The organism is Scandinavium sp. (assembly GCF_032012665.1).
In the GTDB taxonomy this organism is placed as follows: Bacteria; Pseudomonadota; Gammaproteobacteria; order Enterobacterales; family Enterobacteriaceae; genus Scandinavium.
Genome location: NZ_DALZVG010000008.1, coordinates 97,758 through 109,917 on the forward strand (window position 1 = coordinate 97,758; position 12,160 = coordinate 109,917).

Sequence of the window (12,160 nt, forward strand, 5' to 3'; positions counted from 1 at the left end):
AGGGAAAAGCGTGCTCTTAGTCACGTTTATGTGCTTTTTTTCTCAGCACTTGTTTCCGATAACGCGCCGTTTTTTAAGAAAAAATCGGTGAAACGGTTGCGAAAAGCCGCCCTCTCACTTTCAGAGCTTTCACTTTGCAACAAAGCGTGAATATCGATAAGGTCTGCCCTCCACAGACCAGCGCACATGATGCCTTTGACTCAACGGGAAGGTTCGCATTGAAAGGGTTATTACTCCCTGGGCTGATGACGTGCGTTTTGCTCTCCGGCTGCTCCGGCACGCTGTCGCAAATGAACATGCCTTCCAGTGAAGTGAAGCAGCTTGCGCAAAATGGCCGGGCGCTGTCCGTTGACGAACTTGTTGGCGAATATATGCGCAGCAAACAGGTGTCCGGGATGGTGGTGACGGTGATTGAGCACAACGGCCCGGCTACCTTCTGAAATATCAGACCGGGCAATCCATAGACGCGTTAGCCGCGCAAAAGGTCTTCCAGCCGCTCGGCATGAGGAATGCCAGTTTTCGCCCCGAAACCCTGCGCGCCTTCCCGCTGCGGGCATTGGGGCACGCCGGAGATCAGCCGAAGTTCATTCCTCGCGGTGCGTTAACCCCGGACTGGCAGTTCAGCAATAATATGGTTGGTGCGGCGAGTCTTTATAGCGATGCGCGCGATCTGATTGAATATACCCGGGCTCATTTCTCGCCGACGAAAGATGCGACACTCAATAAAGCCTTCCGCGATGTCACCGTCGATTATTTCCCACGCGAAAAAGAAGCCGCCAATATTGCCTGGATAACCGACACCTACGGGCAACAAAAAATCACTTATCAGGTCGGTTATATCGGCGGTTATTCCAGCTATATCGGTTTTGATAAGGCCAACCAGAACGCGGTGGTGGTTTTACAGAACGGCTTTAACTGGAGTAATTACGTTGGGCACGCGATGCTCAAACATCTTGTGCCCTGATAATCGCCTAATTTTTCTTCGTTATTAGTACCGGTACGCTTTTATAAGCTGGCGTCATGCTTTGCTCATCCACCGCATCCAGCGAGAGCAAAATATTGGCTTCAGGAAGATAAGCCGCTATGGAGCCCACCGCCATGGAGACAATATGCACGGTCTGGTCAGGCAGCGTACGCTCTTCGCTGATTTCACCTTTTTCGTTTAAGGCCGCCACATTGACGACATCCCCTTGTTTGAGCCCGCGTACACGAGCCTCATTGGCGCTGAGGAAAACCACATCCCGTCGACCGGTAACGCCACGGTAGCGGTCGTTCATTCCGTAGATGGTTGTGTTGTACTGGTCGTGACTGCGGATGGTGGCCAGTACCAGGTGCCCCGGAGGTAATCCCTGGTCATCAATGGCTTCCGTGGTACACGGAATAAACATGGCTTTCCCTGTCGCGGTGCGATATTCACCGCGTGAAGCCGGGTTATCCAGACGGAAGCCGCCGGGTGCTTCAATGCGCTGATTGTAGTCATAAAACTCGGGGATCACTGCCTCAATAGCGTTGCGAATCAGACGATAATCGCCTGACAGCGCTTTCCAGTTAATCGGGCTCTGCGGCAGCGTGGCTTTGGCAAGGCCCGCGACAATCGCCGGTTCGGACATTAGCCATGGAGAGGCTGGCTTCAGGGAGCCGGTAGAGGCGTGGACCATGCTCATGGAATCTTCCACTGTCACCGACTGAATGCCCGCCTGCTGTATGTCGCGTTCCGTGCGCCCCAGCGCCGGCAGCAGATAGCTGTTTTTGGCGGCCAGCAGATGTGAGCGGTTGAGCTTGGTCGCCACATGGACCTGAAGCTCGAGCTTACGGATTGCCGGGAAGGTACGCAGCGGATCGGGCATCGCGACCGCAAGGTTGCCGCCCATGCAGATCAGCGCGCGCGAGTCTCCACGTTCAAAGGCCCGGATGCTGTCCACTGACGAATGGCCGTGCTTGCGCGGTACTTTAATCCCGAAATGCTTTTCCAGGCTGAGGTTAAAATCTTCACTCGGCTCTTCATTGATGCCGACGCTTCGGTCGCCCTGCACGTTGGAGTGGCCGCGCAGCGGACAAATCCCTGCGCCTTCCCGGCCCATATTGCCGCGTAACAGCAGCAGATTAATCAGCTGCTGAACATTTTGCGTGCCGTTGCGATGCTGGGTGATCCCAAGGCCATAGCAGACAATCACTTTTTGGTGAGCGGTGTAGATCTCCGCAAAATGGACGATCTCTTCCCGGGTTACGCCCGCGCCTGACTCGATTTGTGACCACTCCAGCGCATCGATGCTCTCACGGAGTGCTTCATAGCCGAGGGTCTGGGCGGCGATAAATCCATGATCGATAATCGCCGGCGTTCCATTTTTCTGGCTCTCATCGTCATGCTCTATCATTGCTTTCATTACGCCGCGGAAGAACCAGGCATCGCCACCGATACGGATCTGGAAATGGTCATTGGAAATCTCCGTTGACCCGCCAAGCAGCATATCGGTAGGGGACTGCGGGAAGCTGAAACGCTCGAGGCCGCGTTCACGCAGGGGATTCACCGAGACAATTTTCCCGCCTCGCCGTGCCACTTCACGCAGCGTTGCCAGCATACGAGGGTGATTGGTGCCGGGGTTGTGGCCCACGCAAATCACCAGATCGGCGGCTTCAAAGTCGCTTAGCTCAACCGTGCCTTTGCCGATGCCGATTGACTCGCCTAATCCCTTGCCGGTAGGGCTATGGCACATGTTGGAACAGTCGGGAAAATTGTTGGTGCCGTATTCGCGGGCAAAGAGCTGGTAGAGGAACGCGGCTTCGTTGGAGGTGCGCCCGGAGGTATAAAATTCAACCTGTTCCGGCTGAAGCTGGCGCAGCGTCTTGCCAATTTCGTTAAAAGCCGTTTCCCAGTCGATGGGCTGCCAGGTGTCGGTGGTAATGTCGTACTTCATCGGATGCGTCAGGCGTCCGTGTTGCTCAAGCTCATAATCGCTTTGTTTCCAGAGCGCCTGCACCGGATGAGCTGCAAAAAATTCAGGTGTTACTTTTTTGCTGGTGGTTTCCCACGAGACGGCTTTCACGCCATTTTCGCACAGCTCCATAGGCGAGCGATGGTCCGGATCGGGCCAGGCGCATCCGGGGCAGTCAAACCCCTTCACCTGGTTCATTTTAAAGAGGGCAATGGTGTCTCTGACGGGGGCTTTCTGGCTTATTACCTGAGTGGCACAGGCGATAACCGCACCCCAACCGCCGGCAGCGCCGTCATAATGACTAAGACGTTGTTTATTTTCTTTCATTTATTTTACCACCTAAGAGTAATAAGCCCTTGCCGCGCCGGGATTAGGGCAAAGGAAATAACCGTCCACCGATATTTGGGCGCAGAAAGCCTTGCCGAAGAGGGGATATCTTCAGCCATGTGAGTCACGATGATTTATAATTCTGGCGTCCGGATGATTACATCCGGATACAATTCACTGCATGTGTCAGAAATAACAAACTAACTAATAAGGATTCCGACAAAATAGGGTCGGTTTTATTCATCACAAATAAATCCTTAATGCAGAAATGGCAGCATTTCTGTTATACCCAACCGGAGGTAGACTCTTTGGCTTGCAGGCTTACAATTCGGGGTTGGGGAAGTTCATTTTCAGGCCATGACTGTGCCAGAGGAAAGTAATTTATATCGCAATGCGATATAAAATCAACGTTACGGTGAGTTAAATATGGGAAAACGGGAAATGACAGAAACGGACTATGTCGCGCTGGCGGACTTCCGGGCCACCTTAAGACAGTTTCTGGCGTTCAGTGAAAGGGAAGCAAAACAGGCTGGCCTGACCCCGCAGCAGCATCAGGCGCTGCTGGCGATTAAAGGGGCCGAGGCCGGGAAAATGACCATTGGTCTTTTGGCGGAAAGGCTTATTTTACAGCCGCACAGTACGTCCGGGCTGGTAAAGCGCCTGGAAGAGCTCAATCTGATTTACCGTATCGATTGTGCGGAAGATCAGCGAAAAATGGCGTTGGGGCTGACGGAACAGGCAGAGAAGCTACTGTCAGCGCTGAGCTCAGCGCATCTGGATGAACTGCGTCGGGTCGGGCCACTTCTTTCTGAATTAATGGCCCGTTTTCACTCTGAGTGAAGGCGGTGCAGGGTCATCAGCAATAAAAAAGCCAGCTGACGCTGGCCTTTTTGACTCCAGGAGATGCGCAACTTAACGCATCGTCACAAACTCTTCCGCTGCGGTCGGGTGGATCGCCACGGTGTTGTCGAAGTCTTTCTTGGTTGCACCCATTTTGAGTGCTACGGCGAAGCCCTGCAGGATCTCATCCATGCCAAAGCCGATTCCATGAATGCCGACGATTTTCTCTTCCGGGCCCACGCACACCAGCTTCATACGGCACGGCTGGCGGTGAGAGGTCACGGCGGTATACATCGCGGTGAAGGAAGATTTATAAACCTTCACGGCGTCATCGCCATACTGCTCGCGCGCCTGCGGTTCGGTCAGACCCACGGTGCCAATTGGCGGGTGGCTGAACACGACGGTCGGGATATTGCTGTAGTCGAGATGCTCGTCCGGCTTGTTGTTAAACAGGCGCTCGGACAGGCGACGGCCAGCGGCAACCGCTACCGGAGTCAATTCCACCGCACCGGTGTTATCGCCCACGGCGTAGATACCCGGCACGCTGGTGTTCTGGAACTTATCGACAATAATGTAGCCTTTGTCGTTGGTTTTCACGCTGGTGACGCCGAGGTTGAAGTTGTTGGTTTCCGGCTCGCGGCCAATCGCCCAGATCAGGCAATCGACTTCAAACGTTTTGCCGTCTTCCAGGGTCAGCGTCAGGCTGCCGTCGGCGTTTTTCACCACGGATTTCGGCACCGCATGGGTGTGCAGCTGCGGACCTTCGGCGTTCATCACCTCAACCAGCGTTTCGACAATCAGAGGATCGAAGCTGCGCAGCGGCGCATGCTTACGCACGAACAGGTGCGTTTCCGCGCCCAGACCGTTGATCACCCCCGCCAGTTCGACGGCGATATAGCCTGCGCCAACGACGGCAACGCGTTTTGGCAGAGCAGGCAGCTCGAAGAAGCCATCAGAGTCGATACCGTGTTCCACGCCCGGAATGTCCGGGTGGCTCGGACGGCCGCCGGTGGCGATCAGGATATGGTCTGCGGTCAGGGTTTCACCGTTTACTTCGATGGTTTTAGCATCCACGAAACGAGCGAAGCCTTTGATCACGTCCACTTTGTTTTTACCCAGCACGGTGTCGTACGAGGTGTGGATGCGGTCGATATAGGCGCTGCGGCTGGAGACCAGCTTGTTCCAGTCGAAGTGATTAAGGGTGGTATCGAAGCCGTAGTCCGGGCCATACATATGGATGGCTTCGCGGATCTGCGCGGCATGCCACATCACCTTTTTCGGTACGCAGCCAACGTTTACGCAGGTGCCGCCGAGCTCTTTGGCTTCAATCAGCGCACACTTCTGGCCGTACATGGCCGCACGGTTGATTGAGGCGATACCGCCGCTGCCGCCGCCGATGGCGATGTAGTCATAATGCTTAGTCATAGCTTCTTCCTTAATCGTTGATTGCCGCGATTGTATACCTGGAATCCATAGGTTCCACCGATGGTTGCGATTACTCCGGCACAATCCAGCTGACGGTGGCGTGACCCGTGCCGGCCGGCACCAGCTTTTTGTGCAGCCACGGCAGCACGTTGTTCATCTGCTGTTCGAGCTTCCACGGCGGGTTGATGACAATCATGCCCGAAGCGGTCATGCCACGCTGGTCGCTGTCCGGACGCACCGCCAGTTCAATTTGCAGGATGCGGCGAATGCCGGTGGCTTCGAGATCTTTGATCATGCGTTTGATTTGCGCACGCAGAACGACCGGGTACCACAGCGCATAGGTGCCGGTGGCGAAGCGCTTGTAACCTTCGCTGATGCCGGAGACCACCGCCTGATAGTCGGTTTTCATCTCATACGGCGGGTCGATCAGAATCAGGCCGCGGCGCGAAGCTGGCGGCAGCTTAGCTTTCAGCTGCTGATAGCCATCGGCTTTTGCCACGCGGGCGCGATCGTCTTTCTGGAACTCAGAGCGCAGCAGCGGGAAGTCGCTCGGGTGCAGTTCGGTCAGTTCCAGGCTGTCCTGCTCGCGCATCAGCTGACGCGCAATCAGCGGTGAACCCGGGTAGTAGCGCAGCTGGCCGCTGCGGTTGAAGTGCTGTACCACGCCGATGTACGGCTCTAATTCAGCCGGTAAATCGTCCTGCTGCCAGATGCGGGCGATGCCTTCCATGTATTCGCCAGTGCGCTCGGCGTGCTCGCTGCTCAGCTGATAACGCCCGGCGCCCGCGTGGGTATCGAGATAGAGAAACGGTTTTTCTTTCTCTTTCAGCGATTCAATGATCAGGCTCTGGACGGTGTGTTTGAGGACGTCGGCATGGTTGCCGGCGTGGAAGCTGTGGCGATAACTGAGCATGGAGGCGGATGTTCCGAAATAATAAACGATGCCGACAGTTTACCGCAGATTGCGGTGGATTACCGCTGATGCTGAAGGCGGGGGCGAGCGGGGCTGTCATAAAGGTGTCAAATGGATGCGCTAGCGTCGGGTAATCGATTGAATCCAGGATAAAAATATGAAATCACGTTACTCGTTTTTGGCTCTGACGATGTTGCTCTCCCTGCCCGCACTGGCAAAAGAGATGACGCCAGACGCTGCCGCGCAGCTTGCCGCCTCCGTGACGCCTGCGGCCAACAGCCAGGCGTTCGATGCGCTGGAAAGTCAGTCGCTTGCGGCCCTGCGTAATGCGCTGAAGGGCAGTGCATCTGAGTTAAGTCGCGATGAACTGGAGAAGGCGAAGCAATCCGCCACGCAGGCGGATATCGCCTGGCTCAAGGCCAGCGGCTACGATTTCCAGACTAAAGCCCGCCAGCAGGCCGGTATTGCGCTGCTTTCAGCGTTCAGCTCGCTACCTGACTCAACGCTTGCCGCCAGCCTGCAAACGGTGACTGAAATTAATCGCGATGCACTCGCCGCCACAAGGCATCAGGCGCTGGCCGATGCGGAAGGGATTAGCTATCTCTATTTCCTCAGCGATGCGCTGGGACCGAGCCTGGGCAAAGCGTTTCTCGCGGCCTATGACAAAGGTGAACTGAGCAAAGCGGCAGCGCTTATCAAGGCCAGTGAAGTGAGTACCGGCGCGGCAAAAAAACACTTTAACTACGCGCGACCTTTCCTCGCGCAGGGGAATACGATTCACCTGGTACCGGACGATACCGTGGTGAAAGACAATAAGCCCTATACCGCTGGCGGCGGCTCGTTCCCGAGCGGGCACACCAACACCGGTGTGACCGATGCGCTGCTGCTGGCGCAGATGCTGCCGGAGCGCTATGACGCGCTGGTGGTACGCGGGGCGCGCTACGGCTATTCCCGCATCGTGCTGGGCGTGCACTATCCACTGGATATCATGGGCTCGCGAATGGTTGCCCAGAGCAACGTGGCGTTTTATCTCAATGACGTAAAATACAGGGCGCTGTTCAATGAGGCACGCGATCAGCTGCGCGCCGCGCTGGCCAAAGAGTGCGGTATTTCGCTTGCTGAATGCGCGAAAAAGGACGGCAAGGACGATCCGTACCGTGACCCGGCGATGCAGCGTTTTTATCGCTTCACGATGACGTATGATTTGCCGCAGCAAAAAGGAGAGGGCCCTTTGCTGAGGGTCCCGCAGGGCGCGGAAGTGCTGCTGGAAAGCGCGCTGCCGAAGCTGTCAGCAGAACAACGACGCACGCTGATGGTGAAAACGGCGCTGCCTGCCGGGTATCCGCTCTCTGGCCTGACGTCTGAACAGCAGTTCTGGCAGCGCGTGGATTTACCTGCGGCGTACGCGGCGGGGTACCGGATGCGTTAAATGCGTGCCGGGTGGCGGGGACGCTGACCCGGCAGTGCCCGATGCGCTTCGCTTATCGTGCCTACAATCTACAGTTGCTTGTTGCTGGCGAGTAGGCCCGTGCAAGCGAAGCGCCGCCGGGCGTGTTGTCAGTAGCGTATCGCAGCGAGAGTGCTTTCCGTCTCTTTGATCATTGAAATCCTCTACACTTAACCCCATTCTGAATTGATATCGACAGCGCCGGAACGTGCGCTCATTTACCGTTTTTCAACAGGACAGCGCTTATGACCAATCCATTATTAAAGCCCTTCGAACTGCCACCGTTTTCGAAAATCCAGCCTGAGCATGTGGTACCCGCCGTGACTAAGGCGCTGGATGACTGCCGCTCGGCGGTGGAAAACGTTGTGGCGCAGGGTGCGCCGTACAGTTGGGAAAGCCTCTGCCAGCCGCTGGCGGAAGTGGACGACGTGCTGGGCCGTATTTTCTCGCCGGTCAGCCACCTGAACTCCGTTAAAAACAGCCCGGAGCTGCGCGAAGCCTATGAGCAGACGCTGCCGCTGCTGTCCGAGTACAGCACCTGGGTTGGCCAGCACGAAGGGCTGTATCAGGCTTATCGCGATCTGCGGGATGGCGACCACTATGCAAGCCTGAACACCGCGCAGAAAAAAGCGGTGGATAACGCGCTGCGCGACTTTGAGCTTTCCGGGATTGGCCTGTCGAAAGAAAAGCAGAAACGCTACGGTGAAATTGCCGCGCGTCTGTCTGAGTTAGGCAACCAGTACAGCAACAACGTGCTTGATGCGACCATGGGCTGGAACAAGCTGGTGACTGATGAAGCCGAGCTTGCCGGGATGCCGGAAAGCGCGCTGGCCGCAGCAAAAGCGCAGGCTGAAGCGAAAGAGCAGGGAGGTTACCTGCTGACGCTGGACATTCCGAGCTACCTGCCGGTAATGACCTATTGCGATAACCAGGCGCTGCGTGAAGAGATGTATCGCGCTTACACCACTCGTGCTTCCGATCAGGGGCCAAACGCCGGGAAATGGGATAACAGCCCGGTGATGGAAGAGATCCTCGCGCTGCGCCACGAGCTGGCACAGCTGCTGGGCTTTGAAAGCTACGCCTTTAAATCCCTCGCCACCAAAATGGCGGAAAACCCCCAGCAGGTGCTCGACTTCCTGACCGATCTGGCAAAACGTGCCCGTCCGCAGGGGGAGAAAGAGCTGGCCCAGCTGCGCGCCTACGCGAAAGCTGAATTCGGCGTGGATGAACTCCAGCCGTGGGATATCGCGTACTACAGCGAAAAACAGAAGCAGCATTTATACAGCATCAGCGATGAACAACTTCGCCCGTATTTCCCGGAGAACAAAGCCGTTAACGGCTTGTTCGAAGTGGTTCAGCGCATTTATGGTATTACCGCCAAAGAGCGCAAAGACGTGGACGTCTGGAACCCGGAAGTGCGCTTCTTTGAGCTGTACGATGACAAGAACGAGCTGCGTGGTAGCTTCTACCTCGACCTCTACGCCCGTGAGCATAAGCGTGGCGGCGCGTGGATGGACGACTGCGTAGGGCAAATGCGCAAAGCAGACGGTACTTTGCAAAAGCCGGTGGCCTATCTCACCTGTAATTTCAACCGTCCGGTAAACGGCAAACCTGCGCTGTTCACCCACGATGAAGTGATCACCCTGTTCCATGAGTTTGGTCACGGTCTGCACCATATGCTGACCCGCATTGAAACTGCGGGCGTGTCTGGCATCAGCGGGGTGCCGTGGGATGCGGTCGAACTGCCAAGCCAGTTTATGGAAAACTGGTGCTGGGAGCCGGACGCGCTGGCGTTTATCTCCGGCCACTACGAAACTGGCGAGCCGCTTCCGCAAGAGTTGCTGGAGAAAATGCTGGCGGCGAAAAACTACCAGGCGGCGATGTTTGTTCTGCGCCAGCTGGAGTTCGGCCTGTTCGATTTCCGTCTGCACGCCGAGTTCAACCCGGCGCAGGGCGCGAAAATTCTCGACACCCTGGCAGAAATCAAGAAACAGGTTTCCGTCGTTCCTGGGCCGTCGTGGGGCCGCTTCCCGCACGCCTTCAGCCATATCTTTGCCGGTGGTTATGCGGCAGGTTACTACAGCTATCTGTGGGCCGATGTGCTGGCCGCCGATGCGTTCTCGCGCTTCGAAGAAGAGGGGATATTCAACCGCGAAACCGGGCAGTCGTTCCTCGACAATATCCTGAGCCGCGGTGGCTCTGAGGAACCGATGACCCTGTTCAAACGCTTCCGTGGCCGCGAACCGCAGCTCGATGCGATGCTTGAGCATTACGGCATCAAGGGCTAATACGTTCGTGAAAATCTGCTTAGTGGATGAATCAGGCGCCAGCGATGGCGCCTTATCTGTTCTTGCGACCCGCTGGGGGCTGGAGCACGATGCCGAAAACCTGATGGCGCTGGTGTTCACGCCGGACCATCTGGAACTGCGTAAGCGCGATGAGCCAAAGCTCGGCGGCATCTTCGTAGATTTTGTCGGCGGCGCGATGGCGCACCGGCGCAAGTTCGGCGGCGGTCGTGGGGAAGCCGTTGCGAAAGCGATTGGTATTAAGGGCAGCTATCTGCCGGATGTGGTGGATGCCACGGCAGGGCTTGGGCGCGATGCGTTTGTGCTGGCGTCAGTGGGCTGCCGGGTACGGATGCTGGAACGTAATCCCGTTGTGGCGGCGTTGCTGGATGATGGTCTTGCCCGTGGCTACGCCGACCCGGAAATTGGCGGCTGGCTGCAGCAGCGCCTGCAGCTGATTCATGCCTCCAGCCTGAACGCGCTCACCGACATCACGCCGCGGCCGCAGGTTGTCTATCTCGACCCAATGTTCCCGCATAAGCAAAAAAGCGCGCTGGTGAAAAAGGAGATGCGGGTGTTTCAGTCGCTGGTAGGGCCGGATTTAGATGCCGATGGCCTGCTGGCGCCTGCGCGAGAGCTTGCGACAAAACGCGTAGTGGTGAAGCGACCTGATTATGCGCCGCCGCTGGCGGACGTCGCGACAGCCAATGCGGTGACCACCAAGGGGCACCGGTTTGATATTTATCCGGGAACGCCGGAATAAAAAAGCCGGGTAACGGCTCTGCCTTACCCGGCCTACAGTTCGCTCTGTTTGCCAGGCCCGGTAAGGCGTAGCCGCCACCGGGCACTCCGTCACCGGCCTCTATCAGTTACTCGTCTTCTTCATCACGCAGCGGAACAATCAGCATATCCACGTGCACGGTGTTAATCAGCTGGCGAGCCGAGGACATCAGCTTGCTCCAGAAATCCTGATGATGACCGCAAACGACCAAATCCATATCGTATTTCTTAATGGCATCGACCAGCACCTGGCCGAGATCGCCGCTGCCGCTCAGGGTTTCGGTGATCGGATAGCCTGCATTGGTGGAAAGCTCGGTCAGCGCATGGTGGGTTTCTTCAGAAATGCGTTTCTGCATATCACCCAGATTGACATCAATCAGGCCGGTGTAGAGATCGGAGTAGTTCACATCGACATGAATCAGGGAAACTTTCGCGTTATACGGGCGCGCCATGGAGACTGCTTTGTCGACCAGCACTTTGCTTTCCGGGGAGAGATCGACCGCGATAAGAATGTGTTTGTAAGCCATAGTGTTACTCCTTCCTTAAGTGGTTAATGACTGTAAGTGTAGACAACTCAACCTTAAAACGAGCCTCAAGTAACGTCAATGTCCCTTGATCACCAATCAGTTAAACAAATCTTTCACGTTTCTCTATTGATAGGGGTTAAGGATGTGGCAAAAAAATCAGCTGATCTCCTACACTATTTAAAGGGCTGGTTCGCTTATGTAACGTGACCAGTCTCTCACTCTTTCACTGACTGTCTGTCGAGTTTCGGGGTGCGGTAGTCCCGGAGGGGTTCTCCGTGGGCGGGTCGCCGGGGAGGAGGTATGGTAAGCACTGTCGCGCTGTTTTGGGCTTTGTGCATCGTGTGTGTGGTGAATATGGCGCGCTATTTCTCATCGTTGCGCGCGCTGCTGGTGGTGCTGCGTGGTTGCGATCCCTTACTGTATCAGTACGTGGATGGCGGAGGTTTTTTTACCTCCCACGGTCAGCCTGGCAAACAGGTGCGTCTGGTGTGGTATATCTACGCGCAGCGTTATCGCGATCATCATGATGATGAGTTTATTCGCCGCTGCGAGCGCGTTCGCGGTCAGTTTGTATTAACCAGCGCGCTGTGCGGGCTGGTGATTATCAGCATGATTGCTTTGATGATTTGGCATTAAGTACCGACATAAAAAAAGCGGGTCAGTCTCCTGGCCCGCTTTTTTGT

General features: G+C 56.1%; 10 protein-coding genes and 1 pseudogene. 7 read left to right on the plus strand and 4 right to left on the minus strand.

The features are described 5' to 3' along the window. Window positions 1-245: 245 nt before the first annotated feature. On the plus strand, window positions 246-440 hold the full coding sequence (locus RTU33_RS09430; RefSeq protein ID WP_312626868.1) for a hypothetical protein: 195 nt from the start codon (window positions 246-248) through the stop codon (window positions 438-440). Continuing rightward, window positions 428-964, plus strand: a pseudogene (locus tag RTU33_RS09435) (serine hydrolase); the annotation flags it as partial. The gene RTU33_RS09430 and the pseudogene RTU33_RS09435, both read left to right, overlap by 13 nt. Window positions 965-971: 7 nt before the next feature. Here RTU33_RS09435 and RTU33_RS09440 read toward each other — a convergent pair. Further along, complete coding sequence (locus RTU33_RS09440; RefSeq protein WP_312626869.1) at window positions 972-3,260, minus strand: FdhF/YdeP family oxidoreductase; 2,289 nt, start codon at window positions 3,258-3,260, stop codon at window positions 972-974. A 441-nt stretch (window positions 3,261-3,701) separates the two neighbouring features. Between RTU33_RS09440 and RTU33_RS09445 the strand changes: the two genes are divergently transcribed. Next, window positions 3,702-4,100 carry a MarR family transcriptional regulator gene (locus tag RTU33_RS09445; RefSeq protein WP_312626870.1) on the plus strand — a complete coding sequence of 133 codons (399 nt, stop codon included), beginning with the start codon at window positions 3,702-3,704 and terminating at the stop codon, window positions 4,098-4,100. Window positions 4,101-4,172: 72 nt separating this feature from the next. Here RTU33_RS09445 and gorA read toward each other — a convergent pair whose 3' ends face one another. After that, window positions 4,173-5,525, minus strand: coding sequence for a glutathione-disulfide reductase (gene gorA, locus RTU33_RS09450; protein ID WP_312626871.1), 1,353 nt, complete (start codon window positions 5,523-5,525; stop codon window positions 4,173-4,175). A gap of 70 nt (window positions 5,526-5,595) precedes the next feature. Then, the gene (locus RTU33_RS09455) at window positions 5,596-6,438 is read right to left on the minus strand and encodes a 23S rRNA (adenine(2030)-N(6))-methyltransferase RlmJ (RefSeq protein WP_312626872.1); all 843 of its coding nucleotides are present in this window, start codon (window positions 6,436-6,438) and stop codon (window positions 5,596-5,598) included. 157 nt (window positions 6,439-6,595) lie between these two features. On the opposite strand from RTU33_RS09455, the gene RTU33_RS09460 reads away from it, so the two are divergent. The 3 genes from RTU33_RS09460 to rsmJ all read left to right on the plus strand — a co-directional run bounded on the left by RTU33_RS09460 (window position 6,596) and on the right by rsmJ (window position 10,933). Then, entirely contained in the window at window positions 6,596-7,867 is a 1,272-nt protein-coding gene (locus RTU33_RS09460) for a phosphatase PAP2 family protein (RefSeq protein ID WP_312626873.1), read from the plus strand. A gap of 263 nt (window positions 7,868-8,130) precedes the next feature. Beyond that, a complete protein-coding gene (gene prlC, locus RTU33_RS09465; protein ID WP_312626874.1) occupies window positions 8,131-10,173 on the plus strand; it encodes an oligopeptidase A in 2,043 nt (680 codons plus the stop codon). Window positions 10,174-10,180: 7 nt separating this feature from the next. Continuing rightward, the gene (gene rsmJ / locus RTU33_RS09470; RefSeq protein ID WP_312626875.1) at window positions 10,181-10,933 is read left to right on the plus strand and encodes a 16S rRNA (guanine(1516)-N(2))-methyltransferase RsmJ; all 753 of its coding nucleotides are present in this window, start codon (window positions 10,181-10,183) and stop codon (window positions 10,931-10,933) included. A 106-nt stretch (window positions 10,934-11,039) separates the two neighbouring features. Here the strand turns inward: rsmJ and uspA are convergent, their stop codons facing one another. Continuing rightward, complete coding sequence (uspA, locus tag RTU33_RS09475; RefSeq protein WP_049848808.1) at window positions 11,040-11,477, minus strand: universal stress protein UspA; 438 nt, start codon at window positions 11,475-11,477, stop codon at window positions 11,040-11,042. A 300-nt stretch (window positions 11,478-11,777) separates the two neighbouring features. On the opposite strand from uspA, the gene uspB reads away from it, so the two are divergent. Next, on the plus strand, window positions 11,778-12,113 hold the full coding sequence (gene uspB / locus RTU33_RS09480) for a universal stress protein UspB (protein WP_312626876.1): 336 nt from the start codon (window positions 11,778-11,780) through the stop codon (window positions 12,111-12,113). Window positions 12,114-12,160 lie beyond the last annotated feature (47 nt).